Source organism: Rubellimicrobium arenae (assembly GCF_017916275.1).
Taxonomy (GTDB): domain Bacteria; phylum Pseudomonadota; class Alphaproteobacteria; order Rhodobacterales; family Rhodobacteraceae; genus Rubellimicrobium; species Rubellimicrobium arenae.
Genome location: NZ_JAFMST010000002.1, coordinates 178,686 through 205,086, shown reverse-complemented (window position 1 = coordinate 205,086; position 26,401 = coordinate 178,686). Strand labels below are relative to the sequence as shown.

Below are 26,401 nucleotides of genomic sequence, written 5' to 3'. Positions count from 1 at the left end.
CGCCCCGGAGGCCGGTCCGGCCGTCCCGCTCCGGCGGTCGCCCGTCCCGAAGGCCGGGCCGGAGCGCCGCCCCCAAGGGGATCAACGCAGGAACCCGATCGCGTAGGTCGTGGCCAGGCGCTCCAGGTCGAGATAGGCGGCAAGGGCGCCGGGATCGGGCTGGCCGCCCGGAACCGTCCGCGTTTCCGCCGCGGCCAGGCCGCCGGTGATCATCAGGCAGTCCAGCCCTTCGCCCACCGCGCCGGCGATGTCGGTCAGGATCCCGTCGCCGATGCAGATGATGCGGTCGTCGGGGGGCAGCAGCCCGATCTGCGACAACCGCCGCCGGGCCAGATCGTAGATCGGCGCGTGCGGCTTGCCGAAGTAAAGGCTCTCGCCCCCCATCTCGTCGTAAAGGCGGGCCAGCGCGCCGGCGCACCATTCCCGCGTCTCGCCCCGGTCCACGACGATGTCCGGGTTGGCGCACAGGAGCCGCAACCCGCGCGAGATCGCCAGCTCGAAGCCGGGCCGGTTGACGTCCGGATGCGCGAAGGGGTCGAAGGGGCCGCAGCAGACGATGCCCTCGGCCTCGTCCAGCGGCACCTCCAGAAGGCGGACCGGGTTCTGCACGATCCGCGGCGGCTCGAGGAAGACCCGGTCCCGGGGCTCGCCCATGAACCAGATCCGTTCGCCCACCGCGCCCTGGAACATCGCGACCCGCGCGGCGTCGCCCGAGGTGGCGATGGCGTCCCAGGATTCGCGCGGGATGCCCAGACGGCTGATCTGCTCCTCGACCGAGGCGCGAGGGCGGGGGGCGTTGGTCACCAGGATCACCTTGCCGCCCCGTTCCCGGTAGGCCGTCATGGCGGCCACGGCCTCCGGGAACGCCCGGAGCCCGTTGTGCATGCAGCCCCAGAGGTCCACGAAGGCCGCGTCGTAGCGGTCCGCGATCTCCGCGAAGCTCTGGATGATCTGCGCCACGGGTCAGGCGACCTTGAGCGAGGGGATGATCTGCTTCTTGCGCGACATGATGCCCGGCAGAACCACGGTGTCGCCCGACACGGTAGCGCCGAAGGACGCCTCGGCCACCTTCCGGGTCAGTTCGTTCGGAATGAGCATCGTGGCCTCCTCCTTGAGGATGTCCACGACGAAGAGCAGCACCTGCTGGGCCCCGTCCTCAGCGGCGACCTGCGGCATGGCGGCCATCAGGGCGTCCTTGCGGGACAGGATCTGCTGGGGCGACACGGTCTCGAGCACGGACACGCGGAAGTCCACGCCATCCACGGTGAACTCCTTGGAGTCCATCCGCAGCAGCTCGGCCTCGCTGAAGGCCGACACGTCGGACTTCGCGGCGAACATCTCGGCGGCGTAGGACGGGATGTCGACGCCCAGGTCCTGGGCCAGCTGCTCGGCCAGGCGGCGGTCCACCGGCGTCGTCGTGGGCGAGCGGAATTCGAGGGTGTCGGACAGGATCGCCGACAGCGCGAGGCCCTTGATGGCGTCCGGCGCGTGGCCGCCATGGCCGCCCATGAGCTGGAACAGCAGGGTGGCGGTGCAGGCCACCGGGCGGATGGTGATCTCGATCGGGCTCTTGGTCTCGAGGCCGCCCACCAGCTTGTGGTGGTCGATGATCGCGCGGATCTCGGCCTTGTTGATGTTGGCGGGCAGCTCGGCCGGGTTGTTGGTGTCCACGATCACCACGGGCTGGCCGTCCTCCACGTCGTCGATGACGGCGGGCAGCTCGAAGCCCCAGCGCTGGGCCACGAACTGCGCCTCGGTGTTGGGCGTGCCAAGAAGACGCGCTTCGGCGGGCTCGCCCACATGGTCGAGGAACCAGGCCCAGATCAGGGGCGAGGCGGTCGAGTCGGTGTCGGGCGATTTGTGGCCGAAAACGAGGGTGGTCATGTGGCAAGGTCCCCAGGAAATGACGCGCGACCCATAGCCCCAGGCGGCGCGCTTGTCCACGCGCCGCCCTCCGGGGCGGATCAGGGGCCCAGCGCCGGGGCGGCCAGCCGCTGCCCGCAGGCGATGAGCACAAGGCCGACCCGCACCCGCAGCGCACGCCGCCGGGGCGCGGGCTCGACCGGTGGCAGGTCCTTGAGGTCGACGAAGGGCAGGGCGGTGGCAGGGAGGTCGAAGCGCAGGCGCTCGGGACCCGAGCGGCGCAGGACGCGACGCTCCTCGAAGGGACGGGAGGACGTGTCGATCCGGTGATCGACCGAAAGGAACAAGGGGAGCATGACGACGGTCTCTCGGTGGGAGTGCCGGCCCCCGTTCAGGGACATGGTCGGGCCGGACAGGGAGAGTGATGGCCTCGCCAGGGGCGCGGCCGCGGGGGGCTGCTGGCGCCTCAATGGGCGGCGGGTACGAGTCCTCTGAGCATGAGCAGCCTCCATCGTCGGGGCGGGTCACTCCCGCCGTGCGCGGCACCTAGCACATCCGGCGTGCTCGCGCCAGCGTGAATTCCCGTGAGCGGTCCGTTTTCGCCCAAGCAGGGCGGGAAGTTGCCCGCGTGCCACTGTTTCTTGCTGTCGGTTTCGCTGGCTGCCAGCGGAACAAGCAGATGGAGGAGCGGGTTCACCTCCTGCAGAGTCCTGGGCCGTCCGGCAGACGGAGGGCGGACTCGTGGCAGTCAACTCAGGAGGAGAAGATGGCCAGCAACAACCATGATGACGATCGTCGCTACGGAAGTGGCCAGAGCCAGCAGGACTTCGGTCAGCGCGGCGACTACGACAGCCGGACCGGCTATGGCGGCGGGCCCGGGTCCATGCACGGCGGCCAGGGGGGATCCCAGGGCGGCTACAGCATGGGCGGTTCCTATGGCGGGAGCGGCGGCAGCTACGGCGGCGCCTACAGCGGCAGCCAGAGCCAGCAGGGCCACCAGGGTGGCATGAGCTCGGGCATGGGCGGCTTCGGCTCCTCGGGCGGCTACGGCCAGGGCAGCGGCCTCGGCAGCGGCTTTGCCGGCAGCCAGGGCATGGGCGGCTCCTACGGCCAGGGCAGCTATGGCGGCGGCGGCATGGGCGGCCAGCAGAGCTATGGCGACATGGGCTCGGGCAGCTTCGGCGGCTCGCAGGGCGGCTACGGGTCGACCGGCGGCCAGGGCGGCTTCGGCATGGGCGGCTACGGCTACGGCCAGGGCGGCCAGCAGCACCAGCATGGGCAGCAGCACCAGCAGGGCGGAAGCAGCCAGCACAACTACGGCTACGGCCAGCAGTCCGGCTCGAACTTCGGCTCGGGCGGCTATGGCCAGGGCACGGGCGGATTCGGCGGCGCGGGGCAGGGCTCCTACGGCAACTTCGGCGGCCAGGGCGGCTCCAGCTACGGCGGCTCGCAGGGTGGCTACGGCTCCTCGGGCGGCTACGGCCATGGCGGCTACGGCCAGCAGAGCCAGTCGGGCGGCTACGGCAACCCGTACGGCTCCTCGGGCGGGCAGTACGGCGGCTCGGGCGGCTACGGCCAGAGCAGCAGCGGCCTTGGCATGGGCGGCTACGGCCAGGGCAACATGTCGTCCCATGGCGGCGGCTACGGCTCCTCGGGCGGCTATGGCCAGGGCGGCTACGGCCAGCAAAGCCAGTTCAGCGGGCAGGGCGGCCAGCAGGGTGGCAGCTACGGCAGCTCGAACACCTACGGGTCCGGCTACGGCTCGCAGGGGAACCAGGGCGGGTCCTCGGGGGGCGGCCTGATCGGCGCCATCGGCTCCATGCTGGGCTTCGGCGGCAACGACCAGGGCCAGGGCCAGCAGTTCCGGGGCCGCGGTCCCAAGGGCTACACCCGCTCCGACTCGCGGATCGAGGAGGACGTGAACGAGCGCCTGAGCCAGGGCGGCATCGACGCGTCCGAGATCACCGTCTCGGTCCAGAACGGCGAAGTCACGCTCTCGGGCACCGTCAACTCCCGCTGGGAGAAGCGCCGGGCCGAGGACGTCGCCGATGACGTCTCTGGCGTGAAGCACGTCCAGAACAACCTCCGGGTGCAGGAGCAATCCTCCTCGGGCTGGGGCGGCTCCTCGGGCTCGTCCTTCGGATCGGGTGGCCAGTCCGGCAGCCAGTCCGGCTCGACCTTCGGGTCGTCGGGCTCCGGCTCCTCCGGCTCGACCCTGGGGGGCTCGTCAGGGTCTTCGGGTTCCTCGACCGGCAGCTCGTCGGGATCCTCCGGCACGACCTACGGCAGCTCGGCCTCCGGCTCCACGCTGGGCGGATCGGGCTCCTCGACGTCGGGCGGCTCGGGCGGCGGCTCGATCGCGAGCTCCGGCTCGGGCGGCACCGACGTGACGGGGTCGGGGTCTTCGGGCTCCTCGGGCAGCAGCCGCTCCTGACGCGGCCCTGATCGGCAACGGCCGGCCGCCTTCGGGCGGCCGGTTCGTTTTTGCGGACCGCCCCGTTGACAGCCGCTTTCGGGGTTCTTAAATCGACGGCGCTGGCACTCGATGTGAACGAGTGCTAACAGATCCACAGATTCGAACCATAAAGAACACTGGGAGCTTCACAATGGCCTCGTTCAAGCCGCTCCACGACCGGGTGCTGGTGCGCCGCGTGCAAAGCGAAGAAAAGACGAAGGGGGGGCTCATCATCCCCGACTCCGCGAAGGAAAAGCCCGCTGAAGGCGAAGTGGTCGCCGTCGGCGAAGGCGCCCGCAAGGACTCGGGCGAGCTCATCGCTCCCGCCGTCAAGGCCGGCGACCGCATCCTGTTCGGCAAGTGGTCGGGCACCGAAGTGAGCCTTGATGGTCAGGAATACCTGATCATGAAGGAATCGGACATCCTCGGCATCATCGAGACGTCCGCCGCCCAGGCCGCCGCCGCCTGATCCCATCCATTCTGACAACCTAGGAGACAGCAGACTATGGCTGCCAAGGACGTCAAGTTCGACACCGATGCCCGCAACCGCATGCTGCGCGGCGTCAACACCCTGGCCAACGCGGTCAAGGTGACCCTCGGGCCCAAGGGCCGCAACGTCGTCATCGACAAGTCGTTCGGTGCGCCCCGGATCACCAAGGACGGCGTTACCGTCGCCAAGGAGATCGAACTCGAAGACAAGTTCGAGAACATGGGCGCCCAGATGGTCCGCGAAGTCGCTTCGCGCACCAACGACGAAGCGGGTGACGGCACCACCACCGCCACCGTGCTCGCCCAGGCCATCGTGACCGAAGGCATGAAGTCGGTCGCCGCCGGCATGAACCCGATGGACCTCAAGCGCGGCATCGACCTCGCCGTGGGCAAGGTCATCGAGTCGATCAAGTCCGCCTCGCGTCCCGTCAAGGACTCGGACGAAGTCGCCCAGGTCGGCACCATCTCGGCCAACGGCGAAGCCCAGATCGGCCGCTTCATCGCTGACGCGATGCAGAAGGTCGGCAACGAGGGTGTCATCACCGTCGAAGAGAACAAGGGCCTCGACACCGAAGTCGAAGTCGTCGAAGGCATGCAGTTCGACCGCGGCTACCTGTCGCCCTACTTCGTGACCAACGCCGACAAGATGACCGCCGAGCTCGAGGACGTGTTCATCCTCCTGCACGAGAAGAAGCTGTCGTCGCTCCAGCCGATGGTTCCGCTCCTCGAGGCCGTGATCCAGTCGCAGCGCCCGCTGCTGATCGTCGCCGAGGACGTGGAAGGCGAAGCCCTCGCCACGCTCGTGGTGAACAAGCTCCGCGGCGGCCTCAAGATCGCGGCCGTCAAGGCTCCGGGCTTCGGCGACCGCCGCAAGGCCATGCTGCAGGACATCGCGATCCTGACCGGCGGCCAGGTCATCTCCGAAGACCTCGGCATGAAGCTCGAGAACGTCACCCTCGACATGCTCGGCCGCGCCAAGAAGGTCGTCATCAAGAAGGATGACACCACCGTCATCGACGGCGCCGGCGACAAGTCCGAGATCGAAGCCCGCGTCTCGCAGATCCGCGCCCAGATCGAGGAAACCACCTCGGACTACGACCGCGAGAAGCTGCAGGAGCGTGTGGCCAAGCTGGCGGGCGGCGTGGCCGTCATCCGCGTCGGCGGCATGACCGAGATCGAAGTCAAGGAGCGCAAGGACCGCGTCGATGACGCGCTGAACGCCACCCGTGCCGCCGTTCAGGAAGGCATCGTGGTCGGCGGCGGCGTCGCCCTCGTGCAAGGCGCCAAGGCGCTCAAGGACCTCAAGGGCGTCAACTCCGACCAGGACGCGGGCATCGCCATCGTCCGTCGCGCCCTCGAAGCCCCGATGCGCCAGATCGCCGAGAACGCCGGCGTCGACGGTGCCGTGGTGGCCGGCAAGGTCCGCGAGTCCGACGACAAGGCCTTCGGCTTCAACGCCCAGACCGAAGAGTACGGCGACATGTTCGCCTTCGGCGTGATCGACCCGGCCAAGGTCGTCCGCACGGCTCTCGAGGACGCGGCGTCGGTGGCTGGCCTGCTCATCACCACCGAGGCGATGGTTGCGGACAAGCCCAAGGACGACAAGGCCCCGGCGATGCCCGGCGGCGGCATGGGCGGCATGGGCGACTTCTGATCGCCTGATCGTCAGACATGTGGAAAGGGCGCCTCCGGGCGCCCTTTCTCATTGGTGGCAGGAGGTCTTAACCTGTCCTAAACCGCCCCATGCGACATTCGGGACAGCAATGTTCCCGGGGGCTCCATGCGGCGTCATTCCTTTTCCTGGCGTGGGCTGCTCCCGCGCAGTCTCCTGGCGCAGATGCGCCTGGTTGCCGCGGTGGGACCCCTGACGGTCATGTCGATCATGGCAGCCACGCTGGTCCTGGGGGAACCGACGGACCGGCTCGACCGGCAGCTCCTGATCCTTGCCGCTGCCGCCTTGGCTGGCACCGGGCTCACATGGCTCGGCCAACGCGCCATCCTGCGGCCCATGTTGCGGATGGCCGAGCATCTCCATGCCTGGGGGGAGGGCTGGCACCCCGGTCACCTGCCCGAGGGGTCGGGCGATGACCTCGGCCGCGCCATTCGACAGTTGAACCGCCTCATGGATCAGGCCAGTGCCCGTCTCGGCTGCGTCGGCGACGAACGGCACATCGACTCCCTGACCGGCGCCCTGACCCAAGAGGGGCTGGAGGCGCGGATCGCCGAGGTGGGCGCGGGCTGGTTCCTGCAATTCGGCCTCGACAATTTCGAGGTCCTTGAGCGGCGCTGGGGTCGCGACGCCGCGGATGAGGCCGTTCGGGCCACCGTGCGGGCCGCCCGTGGCGTCCTGCGCCCCGGCGACATCCTGGCCCGGCTCGGGGAGGGGGACTTGATGGTCGTCCTGCCCGCCCTGACCCTGGACGAGGCGCGCGGCGTCGCGGAGCGCCTCCGCCGCGCGGTCGAGATGCGTGTCCGGACCAAGGCTGGACTGACGTCGGTCTCGGTCGGGCTGGCGCTCCACCCCGGCGGCCCGGAGGTCGGGTCTGCTCTGGCCCAGGCGACCTCCGCGCTCGCCACCGCTCGCGTTATGGGGCGCAATCGCATCTGCGAGGCTCCTACCCTGGTGCAAGCGGCCTAGTGGCGGACAGTCCTGGCCCTGAACTCGGCCATTCTGGCCCGATCATCGTGCTCACGCTGGGACTGTCGCGTCCGGACGGACAGGAGCAACAGGAAGGAACGCAGGCGCACGACGGACCCTCCGGCTCACAGGGGGCGCTCCAGCCGGATCAGGACATGGGTTCGCGTGCCGATCTGCCGGGCCGGAAAGACCTTGGGCGAGCCAAATCCCTCGCGCTCCCAGAAGGCACGACCGCGCGGATTGGCCTCCAGCACCGCCAGCAGGAGACGGGTGGCCCCCCGCTGGCGTGCCGCCTCCTCCGTATGACGCAGAAATTCCCGGCCAAGCCCACGTCCACGGGCGTCCTGCGCCAGCAGCATCAGGCCGAGATAGGCGTCCCGGGCCGTCGGATATCCAAAGGCCAGATCCGCCAGCCCCAGGAGCTGCGGCCCCTGGAACAGCCCCAGCTTCAGCGATGTCGCGGGATCGCCGTCCGGCGGCGCTTCGGCAAAGTACTCCTCCACCAGGGCCGCGTCCGGCACCCGCCCGGATTCCAGCAGAAGAAAATCCGTCGCTCGCCGATAAAGATCGAGCACGGCCTCCGCGTCCGTTGTCCGATCGAGGCTGCGGATCATCGCAGGATGGGCTCCAGCGGATCGTAGCTGATGGCGCCGGGGTCGCCCCAGGCAACCGCAGCCAGACTGTCGGGCTTGACCGTCAGCGCGGCCATATCGTCCCGTGTCACCCAGATCCGATGCGAGACGACGCCCTCCGGATCGGTCCAATCCCCGTCCGGGTCACCCGTCAGGATGCGGCATCGGAAGTAGATGTCCACCTGATGAAACGGCCCGTTGGGATCGTGGAACTCGTTGACAAGGCAGGGTGCGCCCACCTCCACGACCAGCCCGGTCTCTTCCCGGATCTCGCGGGCAAGCGCCTCGGGCAAGGCTTGGTGCAACTCCACGCCTCCGCCGGGCGCGCACCACAGATGGGTGCGCCCTTTCCAGGCGTTCACGAGCAGCAAGCGATCATCGCGCAGGATCACCGCCCGGACGGCAAGACGGGGTGTAGCCATGACCGAAAGCTGGCGCAGGCCCCGGCCCATCGCAAGGCCCTGCGCCGACATCCTGCGCTCTAGCGGCGGATCCGGTTGACGTGCCCCATCTTGCGGCCCTCGCGCGTGTCCGCCTTGCCATAAAGATGGACCTGCGCACCCTCTCCCAGCAGGGCGGGAAGCCGGTCCATGTCGTGGCCGATCAGGTTTTCCATCACCACGTCGGCATGGCGCTGGCCATTGCCCAGCGGCAGGCCCGCAACCGCCCGGATATGCTGCTCGAACTGGTCGATCAGGCACCCCGCCTCGGTCCAGTGGCCCGAATTGTGGACGCGCGGCGCGATCTCGTTCACGAGAAGCCCGCGCGGCGTCACGAAGAACTCCACCCCCAGCACGCCGACGTAATCGAGCGCGTTGAGGATCCGTGCCGCGGCCAGGACGGCATCGCTCCTCAGGTTGGGCGAAAGCCGCGCCGGAACGGTCGTGGTCCTCAGGATGCCGCCCTCGTGGACGTTCTCGCCCGGATCGTAGGCCGCCACGGACCCGTCAAGCCCGCGCGCCGCGATGACTGAAACCTCGCGCTCGAACTCCACGAAGCCTTCCAGGATCGCGGGCCGTCCCCCCATGCGGGCAAAGGCGTCCTCGGCATCGGCCGGCGACATCAGGCGCGCCTGGCCCTTGCCGTCATAGCCCAGGGTCCGGGTCTTGAGGATCGACGGCGTCCCGATCACCGCCAGCGCCGATCGCAGGTCGTCCTCGTCGTCCACCGCGGCAAAGCGGGCGGTGCCGAGCCCGAGTTCGTGCAGGAAGGTCTTTTCGTCCAGCCGGTCGCGCGACGTCGCCAGGGCGCGCCGGTTCGGCCGGATCGGCACCACGGCCTCGATCAGGTCCAGGGCGGCCGGCGGGATGTTCTCGAATTCGTAGGTGACGACGTCCACGGACCCGGCAAAGGCCGCAAGAGCGTCCTGGTCGTCGTAGGGCGCATGGGTCGTGGCCCGCGCCACCTCGGCGGCGGGGGCGCCCCTGTCCGGATCGTAGACGTGGACATGATAACCCAGTCGCGCCGCGGCCATGGCCAGCATCCGGCCAAGCTGTCCGCCGCCCAGGATGCCGATGGTCGCCCCCGGCTTCAGCGCCTCAGTCATGCGGCACCTCGGGGACCGAGGCCGACAGAGCCTCGCGCCAGGAATCGAGACGTTGCGCCAGGGCGTCGTCCGACACGGCCAGGATCGCGGCGGCCATCAGGGCGCCGTTCACCGCTCCCGCTGCCCCGATGGCCATGGTCGCCACCGGAAAGCCGCGCGGCATCTGGACGATCGAGTACAGCGAATCGAGCCCGCCCAGGGCCTTGGTCTCGATCGGAACGCCGACGACCGGCACGGAGGTCTTGGACGCCATCATGCCGGGCAGATGGGCCGCGCCGCCCGCGCCGGCGATGATGACCCGGATCCCGCGGGACCTGGCCTCCTTGCCGTAGGACCAGAGCCGGTCCGGCGTCCGGTGGGCCGAGACGATCCGGGTCTCGTAGCCGACGCCCAACTCGTCCAGCACGCGCGCGGCCTCGCGCATGGTGGGCCAGTCAGACTGGCTTCCCATGATGATTCCGACGGGCGCCATCAGGCGATGATGTCCGGCAGGAGCCGGTCCTCGATCAGTCGGATCCGGTCCTTCAGGATCAGCTTCTCCTTTTTCTTGCGCCGGATCGTCAGCAGGTCGCGCGATCCTTCGGCCTCCAGCGCCAGGATCGCTTCATCAAGCTCCCGATGCTCGCGCCGGAGCACTTCGAGCTCGACGCGCAGCACCTCGGACTCGTCCATCGCGGCAGTTATGTTCATCGGATCCTCGCAAGGGTGCCGGGAGATTAGCGCCTCGGGCGGCCCGCGACCAGCCCCGGGGGACTTGCTGCGGCGGCCTGCGTTCCCCATATTTGCGTCAAGCGGTCGCCCATCCAGGGGGCCGTGGTTGACTGTCGCTTTCGCGCAAAGGACGTGTCGCAATGACCAAGCTCACCTTGGGGACCCATCCCTACCTCCTTGGGTTCGAACAACTCGAACGCCTGGTGGAGCGGACGGCCAAGACCGGCAATGACGGGTACCCGCCCTATAACATCGAGCAGACCTCGGACCGCTCCTACCGGATCACCCTCGCGGTGGCCGGCTTCACGGAATCCGACCTCTCGATCACCGTCGAGGACCGGCAGCTCGTGATCCGCGGGCGGCAGGTCGAGGACGGCGAGGGACGGGTGTTCCTGCATCGGGGCATCGCCTCACGACAGTTCCAGCGGAGCTTTGTGCTGGCCGAAGGCGTTGAGGTGGGTGAGGCGGTGATGGAGAATGGTCTCCTGCATGTCGACCTGACCCGCCATGTCCCCGAGACGGTCGTCCAGACCGTCCGCATCAAGAGGAGTGGGGTCAAGTGAACGGTCCCTATGCAAATCCCCGGCCCAAGCCGGATCTCCAGGCGCTTGGCGCCGATATCGTCTACGTGAAGCCGGTCGCCGTGGCCGATCTCCCCGAGGAACTGCGCGAGCAGGCGGGCGAGCTCGAGACCATCTTCGCCGTCCATGACGCGGAAGGGCAGCAGCTCGCGCTGGTGGCCGACCGCGATCTCGCCTTCGTGCTGGCGCGCCAGTACGACCGGGTGCCCGTCACCGTCCATTGATGGGCCGCTGACGGGCGCCGCCCAAGCGTGGCCTGACGCGGCGGGCAGGGGATTGACGACCCGGCTCGCCGGATCAGGTTAATCCGGGCAGGGGCAGTTGGGCCCCGCCGTCCCGGACCCAAGGCATGACCACGACACCCACCACTCCTTCGGAACGCGCGGCCCATGCGCGGCATGGCTATTCGTCCTATCAGATCACGCTGCACTGGACGATCGTCGTCCTCGTGGCGGTGCAGTGGCTCATGGGCTTCGGCATGGAGCGGGTCTACGACGCCGTCGAGAACAACGAGGCCGTGAGCCAGTGGGGCCCTGCCTTCATCCATATCGTGCTGGGGATCACGATCTTCCTGATCATGGTGGCGCGGCTGATGGCCCGCATCAACCGGCCCGTCCAGACCGCCGCCGGCACCAAGCACCACCTCCTGGCGATGCTGGGCAAGATCAACCACTGGGCTTTCTACGTCGTTCTCCTGGCCATGCCGCCCGTGGGGGCGCTGGCCTGGTTCGGCGGCAGCGAGGCCGCGGCAGGGATCCACAGCCTGACGGCCTGGCTCCTCCTGATCCTGATCGTCCTCCACGTCGGCGGCGCGCTGCTGCACCTCGTCCTGGGGGAGAACATCATCCGCCGCATCGTCCGCCCGACGCCGGGCAACTGACGCGGCCATCGTCATGGACCGGATGTGAAGAGGGGGCCGTTCGGCCCCCTTTCCTGTTCATTGGCCCTTGATGAGCCCCATGCCTTCCAGCTTCAGGATCACCTGATGCGCGCAGGTGTCCACATCGAGCCCCTCGGTGTTGACGCGCAGCTCCGGGTTCTCCGGGACGTCATAGGGGTCCGAGATGCCGGTGAACTCCTTGATCTTGCCTTCGCGGGCCAGCTTGTAGAGGCCCTTGCGGTCGCGCCGCTCGCATTCCTCGAGCGGGGTCGCCACATGCACCTCGATGAAGGCGCCGAAGGATTCGATCATCTCGCGCACCTCGCGGCGGGTGGCCGCGTAGGGGGCGATGGGCGCGCAGATCGCGATGCCGCCGTTCTTGGTGATCTCGGAGGCGACGTAGCCGATCCGCTTGATGTTGATGTCCCGGTGCTCCTTGGAGAAGCCCAGCTCGGACGACAGGTGCTTGCGGACCACGTCGCCGTCGAGCAGCGTCACCGGACGGCCGCCCATCTCCATCAGCTTGACCATCAGGGCGTTGGCGATGGTCGACTTGCCCGAGCCCGAGAAGCCGGTGAAGAACACCGTGAAGCCCTGCTTGGACCGCGCGGGGCTGGTGCGGCGCAGCTCCTGGACCACCTCGGGGAAGGAGAACCAGTCGGGGATGTCCAGCCCTTCGCGCAGGCGGCGGCGCAGCTCGGTGCCCGAGATGTCGAGCACGGTCGAGCCTTCCGGCACCTCGTCCACGGGGAAGTACTGCGCCTTCTCCTGGACGTAGACCATCTGCTTGAAGTCGACCATCTCGATGCCGATCTCGGCCTCATGCTGGCGCACCAGCTCCTGGGCGGCATAGGGGTCGTAGAAGTCCTTGCCCTGGCTGTTCTTGCCCGGACCCGCGTGGTCGCGGCCGACGATGAAGTGGGTCAGGCCGTGGTTCTTGCGGATGATCGCGTGCCACAGCGCCTCGCGCGGGCCGCCCATGCGCATCGCCAGATTGAGGAGCGACAGGTGCGTGGTCGAGGCCGGGTACTTGGACAGCACCGCCTCGTAGCAGCGGACGCGGGTGAAGTGGTCCACGTCGCCCGGCTTGGTCATGCCCACGACCGGGTGGATCAGCAGGTTGGCCTGGGCCTCGCGCGCGGCGCGGAAGGTCAGCTCCTGGTGGGCACGGTGCAGCGGGTTCCGGGTCTGGAACGCCACGATGCGCCGCCAGCCCATCTTGCGGAAGAAGGCCCGCAGCTCGTTCGGGGTGTCGCGCCGCGCCTTGAAATCGTAATGCACCGGCGGCGTGAGGCCGGTGATCGGCCCGCCCAGATACACCTTGCCCGCCTTGTTGTGCAGGTAGTTCACCGCCGGGTGGGCGAGGTCGTCCGCGCCGAAGACCTTGGCGGCTTCGACGGACTTCTCGGGCACCCATTTGTCGGTTACCGACAGGATGGCGAGGATGACGCCTTCCTGGTCGCGCAGCGCGATGTCCTGGCCGACCGTGATCTTCTCGGCAAAGGCCTCCGACACATCGAGCGTGATCGGCATGGGCCACAGCGTGCCATCCGCCAGCCGCATCCTGTCGACGACCGAGTCGTAGTCGGCCTGGCCCAGGAACCCCTTGAGCGGGAAGAACCCGCCGTTCATCAGCAGCTCGAGATCGCAGATCTGCCGCGGGGTGAGATCATGGCTCAGCAGGTTGCCCGCCTCGACCTTCAGCTTCTGGGCGGAGTCGGCGGAAACGTAGAGCTCGGGGATCGGAGCCAGGTTGTGCATCGGAACGGGGCCTTCGTCGTCGGAAACGGGTGCGGAGGAGTCCAGCATCAATGAACGGCTTTCGGGATGTTGCGTCGGGGAGGTATGACCCCCCCCTAGCCCCGAGCCGCCCGGGCCGCAAGCCGCCGTGGCGGTCAGTAATGCGAAAACGCGGCCGTCACGTCACGCGTCCTGGAGACGGTTTCCCCCAGATGGGTCATGGGCTGCGCGGCCAGCCAGCGCTCGGCGTCCAGCGCCGCCATGCAGCCCATGCCCGCGCTCGTGACCGCCTGGCGGTAGACGTGGTCGGTCAGGTCGCCCGCCGCGAAAACGCCTTCGATGCTCGTGCGGGTCGAGCCCGGCTCGACCTTGACGTAGCCGCCGTTGTGCAGCTCGAGCTGGCCCGCGACCAGCTCGGAGGCGGGGGCGTGCCCGATGGCCACGAAGAAGCCGGTGCAGGGGACGACCTGCACCGCCCCGGAGTTCACGTCGCGCAGCCGCACGCCGGTCACGCCCTGCTCGCCCTGCACCTCCTCGACCTCGTGGTTCCAGATCACCTCGATCTTGGGGTGCCGGAACAGGCGGTCCTGCATGATCTTCTCGGCCCGCAGGGTGTCGCGGCGGTGGACCAGCGTCACCTTGGAGGCGAAGTTGGTCAGGAATAGCGCCTCCTCGACGGCGGTGTTGCCGCCGCCCACCACGACGATCTCGTGGCCGCGGTAGAAGAAGCCGTCGCATGTCGCGCAGGCCGAGACGCCGAAGCCCTTGTACTTCTCCTCGGACGGAAGGCCCAGCCACTTGGCCCGCGCACCGGTCGCGAGGATGATCGCGTCCGCGGTCCAGACCTGCCCGGAGTCGGTCTCGGCCCGGAAGGGCCGCCGCGACAGGTCGAGCCGGGTCACCAGGTCGGTGACGATCTCCGCCCCCATCTCGCGGGCATGGGCTTCCATGCGGACCATCAGGTCGGGGCCTTGGACCGACAGGTCGCCCGGCCAGTTCTCCACGTCGGTGGTGGTGGTCAGCTGCCCGCCCGGCTCCATCCCCTGGATCAGCACGGGGGCGAGCATCGCCCGCGAGGCATAGACGGCGGCCGTGTAGCCGGCGGGGCCGGACCCCACGATCAGAAGCCGGACGTGACGCGGATCGGCCATGGTTCATCTCCCTCGGGCGTGCGAGTTCCGCATATAGCGTGCCGGGCCGGCCATCGGAACCCTCGGCCCGCGCATGGCCCCGATGCGTGTGCGGCGAAACATAATTGCGCGAGACGGGGGGCGCGGATAAGGTCCGCCTTCGATCCAAGGAGGACCCATGCCCGGGCAGCGGCTCGACAAAACCGACCGGCGCATCCTGGCGCTGCTGCAGCAGAACGGCCGCATGACGAACGTGGAGCTGGCGGCGCGGGTCGGCATCTCCCCGCCGCCCTGCCTGCGCCGGGTCCGCGCGCTCGAGGAGGCGGGCTACATCCGCGGCTACCACGCCGACCTCGACCCGCAGAGGCTCGGCTTCGAGGTGAGGGTCTTCGCCTCCGTCCGCCTCAAGAGCCAGGCCGAATCCGACCTCCAGGCCTTCGAGGCGCTGGCGCGCGACTGGCCCTATGTCCGCGAATGCCACATGCTGAACGGCGAGGTGGATTTCATCCTGAAATGCGCCGCGCCCGACCTGCGGACCTTCCAGCGCTTCCTGACCGAATCCCTGACGCCCGCGCCCAACGTCGCCAGCGTGAAGACCAGCCTCGTGATCCGCAGCGGCAAGGACGAGCCCGGCGTCCCCGTCGACCCGGCCTGACGCTTAAAGCCGGATCGCCGCGATCAGGCGTCCGTAGTCCGCCTCCCTGGCATGGACGGAGCGGCGGTAGCTGAAGAACCGGGCCGGCGTGGAATAGGTGCAATGGCGCGTCCACTCGGCCTCGCCGATGCCGGCGTTCCGCAGCCGCTGGAGCCCATAGCCCGGCAGGTCGAACAGGAGGCGGTCGCCGGTCCCGCGCGCGAAATGGCGGGCGGCCTGCGGGTCCTCGGCCAGCACGTCGTCCATGAACTCGGGCCCGACCTCGTAGGCGCGCTGGCTGATCGTCGGGCCGATCACCGCATGGATGCGCGAGGCGCGCGCGCCCAGCGTTTCCATCGCCCCGACCGTCGCCTCGAGCACGCCGTTCAGCGTGCCCCGCCAGCCCGCATGGGCCGCGCCGATCACCCCGGCCTCCGCGTCGGCGAACAGCACCGGCTGGCAGTCCGCCGTCAGCACCGACAGCGCGATCCCCGGCACCCTGGTCACCATCGCGTCGGCGCGGGCGCGCGGGGCCGCGGGATCCTCCACCACGATCACGTCGGCCGAATGCACCTGGTGGATGCCCAGCAGCGCGCCCGGGGGGACGTCCATGGCCTGCGCGACCCGCTGGCGGTTGATCGTGACGGCCTCGGCCTGGTCGGTCGAGCCCTGCCCGCAGTTCAGCCCCGCGAAGATCCCGGAGGAGGCGCCGCCCTCCCGACCGAAGAAGCCGTGGCGGACGGGGGCGAGCAGGGGGGATGTGATGATGTCGAGGTTCAACTAGGCAAATCCGGGCAGCATCGGGGCAGGGGCGGGATAAAGTCCAATCGCCTTGAACAGCGTTCCCATTTCCTCGGCATGGGTCAAGCGCCGCAGCGCGGCAAGGTGGGAAGTCAGCCGATCCCCCTCGAGGTTTTGCGCCAGGGCCTCGGCCCGCTGCGCGATGCCGAGCCGCAGGAGCAGGTCGCCCTGCGTCACCATCGGCGTGGCCCGGGCCGGGGCGGCGGCCTGCGCGACCGTCGCGAAATCGACATGGGCGGTGAGGTCGGCCTCCCCCGGCGCCTCCAGCGGGTCCGCATGGGCGTGCCGGGCCACGGCCTGGAAGGTGTCGCCGCTCAGGCGCCAGTCGCCGTAGTCCACGATCACCGCCGCGCCGCCATGGGTCGCGATGCGTCGCCCGATCTCGGCCACGAGGCCGGGCAGGGCGGGACAAAGCTCCACGACCTCCCCGTCCCGGGTGTCCGCCAGCCGGGGCTCGAGCGCCGGGACGGGTCCGAGCGGCCTCAGCCCCCAGGCCAGGCGGTCCCCGGCCAGCCCCACCACCCGTTCGGCCCAGCCCATCGGGACGCGCAGGAACTGTCGGATCGGCAGCGCGTCGAAGAACTCGTTGGCAAGGAGAAGGAGAGGTCCCTCCGGCAGTTCCTCGATCCGATCGTGCCATCGGGCGCCGGGCACCCGCCGGGCCTGCTCGGCCCGCAGCACGGGCGAGGCCTCGACGAGGTGGACCGACAGCGCCGCATGGAACCCCGGCACCCGCCGCGTCGCCCTCAGCACGTCGGCCATGAGCGTCCCGCGCCCCGGCCCGATCTCGGCCAGGAGGACGGGGGAGGGCGCGCCCTGGTCCAGCCAGGCTTGCGCCAGGCAAAGGCCCAGCAACTCGCCGAACATCTGGCTGATCTCGGGCGAAGTGGTGAAGTCCCCCGAGGCGCCCAGGGGATCGCGCGTGGCGTAGTAGCCGTAGCGCGGGTGGAGCAGGCAGTCCCCCATGTACTCGGCCACCGTCATGGGCCCGGTCGCGGCGATGCGCTCGGCCAGGAGGGTGGCGAGGGGGGTCACGCCGGGACGGCTCGCGGCTGGCGGCGGGCCCAGAGGATCATCAGCGCCCCGATCAGGATCATCGGCAGGGTCAGCGTCTGCCCCATCGTCAGCCCCCAGCCGTTCCAGTGCAGCGCGAGCCCGAGCGGATTGCCCGGCGACACGAACTGCCCGTCCGGCTGCCGCACGAACTCCACAAGGAACCGGGCCAGCCCGTAGCCCGCGAAGAACACGCCGCTCAGCAGCCAGCGCCGCCGCAGCGCGCCGCCGCGGAACGCCAGCACGATCAGGACGAGGCCGAGCAGCAGCCCTTCCATCCCCGCCTCGTAGAGCTGCGACGGATGCCGGGCGCAGGCGCCCAGCACGCCGGGGCAGTCCTGCGCGGCCTCGCCGGGAAAGATCACGCCCCAGGGCAGCGTCGTGGGCCGGCCCCAGAGCTCGGCGTTGACGAAGTTGGCGATGCGGCCCAGCAGGATCGCCGGCGGCGAGGCCAGCGCGATGGCGTCCGCGACCCCGCCCAGCGGCGCCCGTTCCCGCCAGCAGAAGACCAGGATCGCCGTGGTCACGCCCAGGAGCCCGCCGTGGAAGGACATGCCTCCTTCCCAGAGCGCGGGAATCTCCAGCGGATGGCTCAGGTAGTAGTCGGGCCGGTAGAACAGCACGTAGCCCAGCCGCCCGCCGCCGATGATGCCAAGGATGATCCAGGTGAGCAGCGACTCGAGCTGCGCGGGCGTCATGGGCGCGACGCCTCCGGCCCAGAGATGCGGCCGCTTCAGGGCCGCCACGGCCACGCGCCACCCGATCAGGATGCCGGCGATGTAGGCCAGGGCGTACCAGCGCAGCGCAAAGCGCAGGCCGAAGATCGTGACCGAGAAGACCTCGGGAGAGATGTCGGGGAACGGGATGCCGGTCATGTCGCCTTTCCTGTGCGCGCCCGCGCGGGGTGTCAACCTTGCGCGGGTCCCCGGCTCCCCCCATATCTCGGCACGACATGACCCCGGAGTGCCCCATGCAGACCCGCAACAAGATCCTCGACGACCTGTCGCAGCTGATGACCAACGCCATGGGCGTGGCGCAGGGGGCCCGGGACGAGGCGCAGACCGCCATGAAGTCTCTCGTGGACCGTCTCCTGGCCGATCGCGACCTCGTGACCCGCGAGGAGTTCGAGGCCGTCCGCGCGATGGCCCAGAAGGCCCGCGAGGAGAACGACGCCCTGTCGGCCCGCATCACCGCGCTGGAGGCCAAGCTCCAGGGGGCGGCCCAGGAGGTGGAAACCAAGCCCGAGTGGCCCGGTTCCCCGGGCGCCTGAGAAGGCGGCACGGGCGTGGCGTTCACGCCCGTGTTCCCGTTTGTCCCCAAGAATTCGCTTTACAGACTCGTTTGTTGGGCCACCATATCTCGTAGGGCTCGGTGAAAAGCCCACCGAACCCTGGAGCAGGCAACGCGCTCCGGACGCATCCCGCTCCGGGGCGCCTAGGTAAGGGGCCCGAGCTATGACTATCTCCGAGACCTATCTCGACGAGGGCGAGATCCACCCGATCGACGTGGTGGAGACCATCGCCACGCATTACGAGTGGGACTTCGACCGCGTGGCCGAGAACCAGATCGCCATGACCCTCGAAGGTCAGTGGCGCACCTATGCCCTGACTCTCGCCTGGTCGCCCGCCGACGAGACCCTTCGCCTTCTCTGCACCTATGAGCTCGATCCGCCCGCGGACCGGATCCCCGCGCTGCACGACCTCCTCAACCGCATCAACGACCTGTGCTGGGCCGGCGCCTTCACCTGGTGGGAGGAGGAGAAGATGATGGTCTTCCGCTACGGCCTCGTGCTGGCGGGTGACCAGATCGCCAGCCCCGAGCAGATCGACACCATGATCCACGCCGCGATGATGAGCGCCGAGCGCTTCTACCCCGCCGTGCAGCTGGCCATCTGGGGCGGCCGGACCCCCAAGGATGCGATGCAGGTCGCCATCGCCGAGGCCTACGGCCGCGCCTGAGGCCGCGGCCCCAGCACCACCGACGGCCGGGCCAGCGCCCGGCCGTTTCGTATCCGGGCCAAGCCCAGCGTCGCCCCGGCCCGAGAGGGGCGGCTTGAAGCGGTCCGCCCCGCCCCCTAGGGTCCCCGCCGACCGGAACGGGGGACTGACATGGCACTGGACGAGGTGGCGGCGCGGGGGCTCGTGCTCCTGGGCTGCGGAAAGATGGGATCGGCGCTGCTCAGGGGCTGGCTGGCCGGGGGGCTGCCGCCCACCGCCGTCCACGTGATCGAGCCGCAGCCCTCCGACTGGCTCCGCTCCACCGGCGCAGCACTGAACGGCCCCTTGCCCGAGGCGCCCGCCGTGGCCCTCGTCGCCGTCAAGCCGCAGATGATGGGCGCGGCGCTGCCTGCGATGACCGCGCTGGGCGGGGGCCGGACGCTCGTGGTTTCCATCGCCGCCGGGACGTCGCTTTCGGCCTTCGAGGCCGCCTTCGGCCCGGGCACGCCCGTCGTCCGCGCGATGCCCAACACCCCCGCCGCCATCGGGCGCGGGATCAGCGCCCTGATCGGCAACGCCCAGGCCACGCCCGCGCACATGGACCTCGCGGAGTCGCTGATGGCCGCCGTGGGCGAGGTCGTGCGCCTCGACTCCGAATCGCAGATGGACGCAGTGACCGGCGTCTCGGGCTCGGGCCCGGCCTATGTCTTCCACCTGATCGAGGCGCTGGCCGCCGCCGCCGAGGCCGAGGGCCTGTCGCCCGAGCTGTCGCTGCGGCTCGCCCGCGCCACCGTCGCCGGGGCGGGGGCGCTGGCGCAGGAGACGGGCACCGACCCCGCCCAGCTTCGCCGCGACGTGACCTCGCCCAACGGCACCACGCAGGCCGGGCTTGGCGTCCTGATGGCGGAACTCCCCGACCTCGTCCGCCGCACCGTCCGTGCCGCCGCCCACCGCAGCGAGGAGCTGGGCCGCGCATGACCGACCCCATCACCTTCGACGACTTCCTGCGCGTGGACGTCCGCGTGGGCCGCATCACCCGGGCGGAACCCTACCCGGAGGCGCGCAAGCCCGCGATCAAGCTCTGGATCGATTTCGGGCCCGAGATCGGGGAAAAACGCTCCTCCGCGCAGATCACCGTCCACTACGCGCCCGAAACGCTGGTGGGCCAGCAGGTCCTTGCGGTCGTGAACTTCCCGCCTCGCCAGATCGGCAAGTTCATCTCCGAGGTGCTGGTCCTGGGCCTCCCCGACGAGAACGGCGCCGTCGTCCTCGTCCAGCCGGGCCTCGAGGTCCCCACCGGAGGGCGCCTCCATTGAAGCTCCCCCTGAAGCTCCTCGTCACCCGCCGCCTGCCCGAGGCCAACATGGCCTTCGCCGCGCAGCACTTCGACGCCACCTTCGCCAACGCCGACCATGGCCTCTCGCCGGATGAGGCGAGCCGGGCGCTGCGCGACTATGACGCGATCCTGCCGACGCTGGGCGACCGCTTCACCGCCGAATCCTTCGCGGGCGGCCCGGTGCGTTGCCGCATCCTCGCCAACTTCGGCGTGGGCGTGAACCACCTCGACGTGGCCGCCGCCAAGGCCGCCGGGGTCACCGTCACCAACACGCCCGGCGCCGTCACCGACGCCACCGCCGACATCGCGCTGATGCTGATCCTGATGACCTGCCGCCGCGCCAGCGAAGGCGAGCGGATGCTCCGCGCCGGGCAGTGGACCGGCTGGGAGCCCACGCAGATGCTGGGCACCCACGTCACCGGCCTGACGGTCGGCATCGTCGGCATGGGCCGCATCGGGCAGGCCATCGCGCGGCGCTGCCACCACGGCTTCGGGATGCCGGTCCTGTACTTCAACCGCTCGTCCAAGGCGGTGGACCTGCCCGCCCGGCAGGTGCCTGACCTCCACGACCTCCTGCGCCAGTCCGACATCGTCGTCACCGCCGTCCCCGGCGGGGCCGAGACGCGGGGCCTGATCGGCGCGGCCGAGTTCCAGCGGATGAAGCCCACCGCGATCCTCGTGAACATCGCCCGCGGCGACGTGGTGGACGAGGACGCACTGATCGACGCCCTCGAAACCCGCCGCATCCGGGGCGCGGGCCTCGACGTCTATGCCCGCGAGCCCGAGGTGCCCGCCCGCCTCCGCGCCCTCGACAACGCCGTGCTGCTCCCCCACCTCGGCACCGCGACCCAGACCGTGCGCGAGGCGATGGGTCAGATGGCGCTCGACAACCTCCTGGCCTTCGCCGAAGGGCGCAGGCCGCCCAACGCGCTCTGACGCATCTCCGGGGGACCCTCGGCGGTCCCCCGTCGCCGACCGGCTCAGCGGTCCCCGACGGCCTCGCGGTAATGCAGGCGGCACAGCGACTCGTAGCGTTCGTTGCCGCCGATCTCGACCTGCGGGCCCTCGCGGAAGGCGCGGCCCTGGGCATCGCGCCGCACCACCATCGTCGCCTTGCGCCCGCAATGGCAGATGGTCCGCACCTCGCGCATCTCGTCGGCCAGCGCGAGCAGCGTGGCCGAGCCGGGGAACAGTTCCCCCCGGAAGTCCACCCGCAGCCCATAAGCCATGACAGGCACGCCCAGGTCGTCCACGACGCGCGCGAGCTGCCAGACCTGCTCGGGGCCCAGGAACTGCGCCTCGTCGACAAAGACGCAGGCGCAGGGCCCCGCCGCCAGCCGCGCCGCGATCATCGCCTGCAGGTCGTCCTCGGGGCCGTAGGTGTCGGCCTCCGCCTCGATGCCGATCCGGCTGCGGATGCGCCCCCGGCCCGCCCGCGTGTCCAACCGCGCGGTCAGCAGATAGGTCGCCATCCCGCGTTCGTTGTAGTTGTACGACGCCTGGAGGAGGATCGTGCTCTTCCCCGCGTTCATGGTCGAATAGTTGAAGTGCAGCTTGGCCATGGCGGGGCACTCCCGGGGCAAGGGGGTCCGTGAACGGGCGAACGGGGCGGCCCTGCGACCGCCCCGCCTGTTGTGTCGATGAGGGGCTTGGGGCCGCGTTACGCCTGCAGCGCCCGGACCCCGACCTCGCCCTCTTCGCGGGCGCGGATCGCCAGCGCCGCCGCATGGGCGCCCGCCGCGGTGGTGAAGTAGGGGATACGCTCCGACAGCGCCGCGGCGCGGATGTCGCGGCTGTCGCTCACCGCCTGCGTGCCCTCGGTGGTGTTCATCACCAGCGCGATGTGCCCGTCCTTGAGGCGGTCCACGATGGTCAGCCCGCCCTCATAGACCTTGTTGACGATCTCGCAGGGGATGCCGTGCCCTTCCAGCCACGACCCCGTGCCGCGCGTGGCGACGATCTGGAAGCCCAGCCTGGACAGCACCTCGCAGGCCTCGCGCATGGCCGGGCCCTTGTCGGCGTCCTTGACGGACACGAAGACCCGCCCCTCGCGCGGCAGCTGCACGCCCGCGCCCATCTGCGCCTTGAGGAAGGCCCGCTCGAACGACCGGTCCCAGCCCATGACCTCGCCGGTGGAGCGCATCTCGGGCCCCAGGATCGTGTCCACGCCGGGGAAGCGGGCAAAGGGCAGCACCGCCTCCTTGACGCTGAACCACGGCATCGCCGGGTCGGCCAGCGTCATCGGGTCGGCATAGGGCAGGGGCGTGTCGTAGCTCGCGTTCGGATAGGGCTCGCGCAGCGGGAAGGCGTCGAGCGTTTCCCCCGCCATCAGCCGCGCGGCGATCGAGGCGATGGCGCTGTCCGTCGCCTTGGCCACGAAGGGCACCGTGCGCGAGGCGCGCGGGTTCACCTCCAGAAGGTAAACCACCCCGTCCTTGACCGCGAACTGCACGTTCATCAGGCCCACGACCTGCAGCGCCAGGGCCAGCGCCTCGGTCTGCGTGCGGATCTCCTCGATGATCTCGGGCTCCAGGGTGTGCGGCGGCAGGCAGCAGGCCGAATCGCCGGAATGGACCCCGGCCTCCTCGATATGCTGCATGATGCCCGCGACATGGACCCGCGTCCCGTCGCAGAGCGCGTCCACGTCCACCTCGGTCGCGCCCGACAGGTAGCTGTCCAGCAGCACCGGGCTGTCGCCCGACACGTTCACCGCCTCGCGGATGTAGCGGGCCAGCTGGTCCTGGTCGCGCACGATCTCCATGGCGCGGCCGCCCAGCACGTAGGAGGGGCGGATCACCAGCGGAAAGCCGATCTTCTCGGCGATGGCGAAGGCCTGCTCGGGCGAGGAGGCGATGCCGTTCACCGGCTGCTTGAGGCCCAGCCGCTCCACGAGCTGCTGGAACCGCTCCCGGTCCTCGGCAAGGTCGATGGCGTCCGGCGTGGTCCCCAGGATCGGGATGCCCGCTTCCTCCAAGGCATTGGCGAGCTTCAGCGGCGTCTGGCCGCCGAACTGCACGATCACGCCGTGCAGCGTGCCGCGCTCCCGCTCCACCCGCAGGATCTCCATGACATGCTCGAAGGTGACGGGCTCGAAGTAGAGCCGGTCCGAGGTGTCGTAGTCGGTGCTGACCGTCTCGGGGTTGCAGTTGACCATGATGGTCTCGTAGCCGGCCTCGCTCAGCGCAAAGCAGGCGTGGCAGCAGCAGTAGTCGAACTCGATCCCCTGGCCGATCCGGTTGGGTCCGCCGCCGAGGATGACGACCTTTTTGGCCTCCGAGGGGCGCGCCTCGTCCTCGACCTCGCCCATCGCGGGGACTTCGTAGGTCGAATACATGTAGGGGGTCTGCGCCTCGAACTCGGCGCCGCAGGTGTCGATGCGCTTGAACACCGCCCGCACGCCCAGCCGTTCGCGGGCGCGCCGCACCTGGCCTTCGTCGCGGCCCGTGAGCTTGGCGAGCCGCGCGTCGGTGAAGCCCATCATCTTGAGCCGCCGCAGCCCGTCCTCGGTCACCGGCAGCCCGTCCTTGCGGATGCGGGCCTCGGCCTCGATGATCTCGCGGATGCGGGCCAGGAACCAGGGGTCGTACTTGGTGGCGGCGTTGATCTCGTCGTCGGACAGCCCGTGCCGCATCGCCTGCGCGATGGTCCGCAGCCGGTCCGGCGTGGCCTTGGTCAGCGCCGCGACCACCGCCGACTTCTCGGGCGCGCCGGGGATGGCGACCTCGTCGAAGCCGGTCAGCCCCGTTTCCATCGACGCCAGCGCCTTCTGGAGCGATTCGTGAATGGTCCGCCCGATGGCCATGACCTCGCCCACCGACTTCATGGCGGTGGTCAGCTCGGGCTTGGCGCCGGGGAACTTCTCGAAGGCGAACCGCGGGATCTTGGTCACGACATAGTCGATGGTCGGCTCGAAGGAGGCGGGCGTGACCTTGGTGATGTCGTTGTCGAGCTCGTCGAGCGTATAGCCGACCGCCAGCTTGGCCGCGACCTTGGCGATCGGAAAGCCCGTGGCCTTGGACGCCAGCGCGGACGACCGCGACACCCGCGGGTTCATCTCGATCACGACCATGCGGCCGTCCGCGGGGTTGATGGCCCACTGGACGTTCGAGCCGCCCGTTTCCACCCCGATCTCGCGCAGCACGGCGATCGAGCCGTTGCGCATCTCCTGGTATTCCTTGTCGGTCAGCGTCAGCGCCGGGGCGACGGTGATCGAATCGCCGGTGTGGACGCCCATCGGGTCCACGTTCTCGATGGAGCAGACGATGATGGCGTTGTCCGCGCGGTCGCGGACCACCTCCATCTCGTATTCCTTCCAGCCCAGCAGCGACTCGTCGACCAGGATCTGCCCGACCGGCGAGGCGTCCATCCCCGTCCGGCAGTAATGCTCGTATTCGGCGCGGTTGTAGGCGACGCCGCCCCCCGTGCCGCCCAGCGTGAAGGCGGGGCGGATGATGGCGGGCAGGCCGATGCGCTCCAGCGCGTCCATGGCCAGGGCCACGCCCGCGGAAAGGTCACGCTTGCCGTCCGCGTTCTTGGGCGCGGTGATGATCTCGGCCTTGGGATTCTCCAGGCCGATGCGGTCCATCGCCTCGCGGAACAGCTTGCGGTCCTCGGCCATCTCGATGGCCTCGCGGTTGGCGCCGATCAGCTCCACCCCGAACTTCTCCAGCACGCCCATGTCGGCCAGCGCGAGGGAGGTGTTCAGCCCGGTCTGCCCGCCCATGGTGGGCAGCAGCGCGTCGGGACGTTCCTTCTCGATGATCTTGGCGACGACGTCGGGGGTGATGGGCTCGATGTAGGTGGCGTCGGCCAGCCCCGGATCGGTCATGATCGTCGCGGGATTGGAGTTCACCAGGACGACCCGGTAGCCTTCCTCGCGCAGCGCCTTGCAGGCCTGTGCGCCGGAATAGTCGAACTCGCAGGCCTGCCCGATGACGATGGGGCCCGCGCCGATGATCATGATGGATTTGATGTCGGTCCGCTTCGGCATTGTCCCCACCCTTCGCGCAAATTGACGCGCTTATAGACATGGGACGTCCGACCGCAAGGCCGGGGGAGGGTCCTGCGCCAAGGTAAACCGGATGTTCCCGGACCGGAGCGGTTGTGACATACTGCCACGCACCCTCCCTGGCTGGGACGACGTGCATGACCACTGCCTCGACCCGCTTCGACGCCTGGACCCAGGGCCAGAGCTACGACACCTACATGGGCCGCTGGAGCCGCGAGATCGCGCCCCGCTTCCTGGACTGGCTGGATCCGGCGCCCGGCCTCGACTGGCTGGAGCTGGGCTGCGGCACGGGGGCGCTGACCGGCGTGATCGCCGCCCAGGCGCGGCCCCGCAGCCTGGTGGCCCTGGACCGGTCCGAGCCCTTCGTGGCCCGCGCGCGCCGGACTCTGGCCGAGGACAGGGTGGACCTCCGGGTGGGCGACGCGGCCGCGCCGGGGCTTGGCCCCGCCAGCCGGGACGTGGTCGCCTCGGGGCTCCTCCTGAACTTCCTGCCCGACCGGCCCGCCGCCCTGTCCGCCTGGAGGGAGATCCTGCGGCCCGGGGGAACGCTGGCCTTTTACGTCTGGGATTATCCCGACGGCGGCCTCGAGTTCCTGCGCGCCTTCTGGACGGCCGCCGTGGCCATCGACCCCGCCGCGCAGGCCCTGACCGAGGGGCAGCGCTTCCCGTTCTGCACGCGCCGGGACCTGTCGGCCCTGGTCTCCGGGGCGGGGTTCCGGGACGTGGTCAGCCTCGGCATCGAGGTGCCGACGGTCTTCGCCTCCTTCGAGGACTTCTGGGAGCCGTTCCTGGGGGGCGCGGGCCCGGCGCCCGGCTACTGCGACAGCCTGCCCTCCGAGGCCCGCGCCCGCCTGCGCAACCGCCTGGCCAGCGATCTGGGCGCGGGGGTGGGCGGGCCCATCCGCCTCAAGGCGCGGGCCTGGGCCTTCCGGGCCAGCGCCTGACGGACACGGGCCGGGGATCGCCC

Annotated in this window: 29 protein-coding genes; 14 read left to right on the top strand and 15 right to left on the bottom strand. The window is 69.8% G+C overall.

Annotation, left to right across the window (positions count from 1 at the left end; all coding sequences use genetic code 11):
• Positions 1-81 precede the first annotated feature (81 nt).
• The 3 genes from J3P31_RS03620 to J3P31_RS03610 form a co-directional block, all read right to left on the bottom strand.
• Positions 82-960, bottom strand: a complete 879-nt coding sequence (locus J3P31_RS03620) for a TIGR01459 family HAD-type hydrolase (protein WP_210527040.1) — start codon at positions 958-960, stop codon at positions 82-84.
• A 3-nt stretch (positions 961-963) separates the two neighbouring features.
• On the bottom strand, positions 964-1,884 hold the full coding sequence (locus J3P31_RS03615; protein WP_210527039.1) for a manganese-dependent inorganic pyrophosphatase: 921 nt from the start codon (positions 1,882-1,884) through the stop codon (positions 964-966).
• Between the two features lie 80 nt (positions 1,885-1,964).
• Positions 1,965-2,219, bottom strand: a complete 255-nt coding sequence (locus tag J3P31_RS03610) for a hypothetical protein (RefSeq protein ID WP_210527038.1) — start codon at positions 2,217-2,219, stop codon at positions 1,965-1,967.
• 410 nt (positions 2,220-2,629) lie between these two features.
• Here J3P31_RS03610 and J3P31_RS21275 point away from each other — a divergent pair, with 410 nt between their 5' ends.
• The 4 genes from J3P31_RS21275 (at position 2,630) to J3P31_RS03590 (ending at position 7,445) form a co-directional block, all read left to right on the top strand.
• Positions 2,630-4,297, top strand: a complete 1,668-nt coding sequence (locus tag J3P31_RS21275; RefSeq protein ID WP_246849255.1) for a BON domain-containing protein — start codon at positions 2,630-2,632, stop codon at positions 4,295-4,297.
• A 172-nt stretch (positions 4,298-4,469) separates the two neighbouring features.
• Complete coding sequence (groES, locus tag J3P31_RS03600; RefSeq protein ID WP_210527037.1) at positions 4,470-4,787, top strand: co-chaperone GroES; 318 nt, start codon at positions 4,470-4,472, stop codon at positions 4,785-4,787.
• A gap of 36 nt (positions 4,788-4,823) precedes the next feature.
• Positions 4,824-6,461 (top strand): chaperonin GroEL, encoded by a 1,638-nt coding sequence (groL, locus tag J3P31_RS03595; protein ID WP_210527036.1) that lies wholly within the window; start codon positions 4,824-4,826, stop codon positions 6,459-6,461.
• A gap of 126 nt (positions 6,462-6,587) precedes the next feature.
• The gene (locus J3P31_RS03590) at positions 6,588-7,445 is read left to right on the top strand and encodes a GGDEF domain-containing protein (RefSeq protein ID WP_210527035.1); all 858 of its coding nucleotides are present in this window, start codon (positions 6,588-6,590) and stop codon (positions 7,443-7,445) included.
• Between the two features lie 125 nt (positions 7,446-7,570).
• Here J3P31_RS03590 and J3P31_RS03585 read toward each other — a convergent pair whose 3' ends face one another.
• Genes J3P31_RS03585 through J3P31_RS03565 form a run of 5 tightly spaced genes read right to left on the bottom strand, consistent with a single transcriptional unit; the run spans position 7,571 to position 10,313 of the window.
• A complete protein-coding gene (locus J3P31_RS03585) occupies positions 7,571-8,059 on the bottom strand; it encodes a GNAT family N-acetyltransferase (protein ID WP_210527034.1) in 489 nt (162 codons plus the stop codon).
• Positions 8,056-8,499, bottom strand: a complete 444-nt coding sequence (locus tag J3P31_RS03580; protein ID WP_210527266.1) for an NUDIX domain-containing protein — start codon at positions 8,497-8,499, stop codon at positions 8,056-8,058. Before J3P31_RS03580 ends, J3P31_RS03585 begins: the two co-directional genes overlap by 4 nt.
• 59 nt (positions 8,500-8,558) lie before the next feature.
• Positions 8,559-9,623, bottom strand: coding sequence for a 5-(carboxyamino)imidazole ribonucleotide synthase (locus tag J3P31_RS03575; RefSeq protein WP_210527033.1), 1,065 nt, complete (start codon positions 9,621-9,623; stop codon positions 8,559-8,561).
• Entirely contained in the window at positions 9,616-10,074 is a 459-nt protein-coding gene (purE, locus tag J3P31_RS03570; RefSeq protein ID WP_246849254.1) for a 5-(carboxyamino)imidazole ribonucleotide mutase, read from the bottom strand. The genes J3P31_RS03575 and purE overlap by 8 nt, the downstream gene beginning before the upstream one ends.
• 20 nt (positions 10,075-10,094) lie before the next feature.
• The gene (locus tag J3P31_RS03565; RefSeq protein WP_210527031.1) at positions 10,095-10,313 is read right to left on the bottom strand and encodes a YdcH family protein; all 219 of its coding nucleotides are present in this window, start codon (positions 10,311-10,313) and stop codon (positions 10,095-10,097) included.
• A gap of 161 nt (positions 10,314-10,474) precedes the next feature.
• On the opposite strand from J3P31_RS03565, the gene J3P31_RS03560 reads away from it, so the two are divergent.
• The 3 genes from J3P31_RS03560 to J3P31_RS03550 all read left to right on the top strand — a co-directional run bounded on the left by J3P31_RS03560 (position 10,475) and on the right by J3P31_RS03550 (position 11,795).
• Positions 10,475-10,897: an Hsp20 family protein gene (locus tag J3P31_RS03560; protein WP_210527030.1), complete on the top strand. Its 423-nt coding sequence runs from the start codon at positions 10,475-10,477 to the stop codon at positions 10,895-10,897.
• The gene (locus J3P31_RS03555) at positions 10,894-11,139 is read left to right on the top strand and encodes a DUF1150 family protein (protein WP_210527029.1); all 246 of its coding nucleotides are present in this window, start codon (positions 10,894-10,896) and stop codon (positions 11,137-11,139) included. Before J3P31_RS03560 ends, J3P31_RS03555 begins: the two co-directional genes overlap by 4 nt.
• A gap of 125 nt (positions 11,140-11,264) precedes the next feature.
• The gene (locus tag J3P31_RS03550) at positions 11,265-11,795 is read left to right on the top strand and encodes a cytochrome b (RefSeq protein WP_210527028.1); all 531 of its coding nucleotides are present in this window, start codon (positions 11,265-11,267) and stop codon (positions 11,793-11,795) included.
• Between the two features lie 57 nt (positions 11,796-11,852).
• Here the strand turns inward: J3P31_RS03550 and J3P31_RS03545 are convergent, their stop codons facing one another.
• On the bottom strand, positions 11,853-13,556 hold the full coding sequence (locus J3P31_RS03545; protein ID WP_246849253.1) for a bifunctional sulfate adenylyltransferase/adenylylsulfate kinase: 1,704 nt from the start codon (positions 13,554-13,556) through the stop codon (positions 11,853-11,855).
• A gap of 134 nt (positions 13,557-13,690) precedes the next feature.
• Positions 13,691-14,686 (bottom strand): thioredoxin-disulfide reductase, encoded by a 996-nt coding sequence (trxB, locus tag J3P31_RS03540; protein WP_210527026.1) that lies wholly within the window; start codon positions 14,684-14,686, stop codon positions 13,691-13,693.
• Positions 14,687-14,843: 157 nt separating this feature from the next.
• Between trxB and J3P31_RS03535 the strand changes: the two genes are divergently transcribed.
• Positions 14,844-15,320, top strand: coding sequence for an Lrp/AsnC family transcriptional regulator (locus tag J3P31_RS03535; protein WP_210527025.1), 477 nt, complete (start codon positions 14,844-14,846; stop codon positions 15,318-15,320).
• A 3-nt stretch (positions 15,321-15,323) separates the two neighbouring features.
• Here J3P31_RS03535 and pgeF read toward each other — a convergent pair whose 3' ends face one another.
• The 3 genes from pgeF to lgt are packed head-to-tail and all read right to left on the bottom strand — an operon-like array spanning position 15,324 to position 18,028.
• Positions 15,324-16,079, bottom strand: a complete 756-nt coding sequence (gene pgeF, locus J3P31_RS03530; RefSeq protein WP_210527024.1) for a peptidoglycan editing factor PgeF — start codon at positions 16,077-16,079, stop codon at positions 15,324-15,326.
• Positions 16,080-17,135 carry a class I SAM-dependent methyltransferase gene (locus J3P31_RS03525; protein WP_210527023.1) on the bottom strand — a complete coding sequence of 352 codons (1,056 nt, stop codon included), beginning with the start codon at positions 17,133-17,135 and terminating at the stop codon, positions 16,080-16,082. It lies immediately after the preceding gene.
• Positions 17,132-18,028 (bottom strand): prolipoprotein diacylglyceryl transferase, encoded by an 897-nt coding sequence (gene lgt, locus J3P31_RS03520; RefSeq protein WP_210527022.1) that lies wholly within the window; start codon positions 18,026-18,028, stop codon positions 17,132-17,134. Before lgt ends, J3P31_RS03525 begins: the two co-directional genes overlap by 4 nt.
• A gap of 95 nt (positions 18,029-18,123) precedes the next feature.
• Between lgt and J3P31_RS03515 the strand changes: the two genes are divergently transcribed.
• From J3P31_RS03515 to J3P31_RS03495, 5 genes are all read left to right on the top strand, one after another.
• Positions 18,124-18,423, top strand: coding sequence for an accessory factor UbiK family protein (locus tag J3P31_RS03515; protein ID WP_210527021.1), 300 nt, complete (start codon positions 18,124-18,126; stop codon positions 18,421-18,423).
• A gap of 184 nt (positions 18,424-18,607) precedes the next feature.
• The gene (locus J3P31_RS03510) at positions 18,608-19,111 is read left to right on the top strand and encodes a type III secretion system chaperone family protein (RefSeq protein WP_210527020.1); all 504 of its coding nucleotides are present in this window, start codon (positions 18,608-18,610) and stop codon (positions 19,109-19,111) included.
• A 150-nt stretch (positions 19,112-19,261) separates the two neighbouring features.
• Positions 19,262-20,068, top strand: coding sequence for a pyrroline-5-carboxylate reductase (proC, locus tag J3P31_RS03505; protein ID WP_210527019.1), 807 nt, complete (start codon positions 19,262-19,264; stop codon positions 20,066-20,068).
• Positions 20,065-20,406, top strand: coding sequence for a tRNA-binding protein (locus tag J3P31_RS03500; RefSeq protein WP_210527018.1), 342 nt, complete (start codon positions 20,065-20,067; stop codon positions 20,404-20,406). The genes proC and J3P31_RS03500 overlap by 4 nt, the downstream gene beginning before the upstream one ends.
• An 8-nt stretch (positions 20,407-20,414) precedes the next feature.
• Positions 20,415-21,362, top strand: coding sequence for a 2-hydroxyacid dehydrogenase (locus tag J3P31_RS03495; RefSeq protein ID WP_210527265.1), 948 nt, complete (start codon positions 20,415-20,417; stop codon positions 21,360-21,362).
• 44 nt (positions 21,363-21,406) lie between these two features.
• On the opposite strand, the gene J3P31_RS03490 is transcribed toward J3P31_RS03495, so the two are convergent.
• Together J3P31_RS03490 and carB are read right to left on the bottom strand one after the other, a co-directional pair.
• Positions 21,407-21,988, bottom strand: coding sequence for a thymidine kinase (locus J3P31_RS03490; protein WP_210527017.1), 582 nt, complete (start codon positions 21,986-21,988; stop codon positions 21,407-21,409).
• Between the two features lie 98 nt (positions 21,989-22,086).
• Positions 22,087-25,416, bottom strand: a complete 3,330-nt coding sequence (gene carB / locus J3P31_RS03485; RefSeq protein ID WP_210527016.1) for a carbamoyl-phosphate synthase large subunit — start codon at positions 25,414-25,416, stop codon at positions 22,087-22,089.
• A 155-nt stretch (positions 25,417-25,571) separates the two neighbouring features.
• Here carB and J3P31_RS03480 point away from each other — a divergent pair, with 155 nt between their 5' ends.
• Positions 25,572-26,378, top strand: a complete 807-nt coding sequence (locus J3P31_RS03480; RefSeq protein ID WP_210527015.1) for a class I SAM-dependent methyltransferase — start codon at positions 25,572-25,574, stop codon at positions 26,376-26,378.
• Positions 26,379-26,401 lie beyond the last annotated feature (23 nt).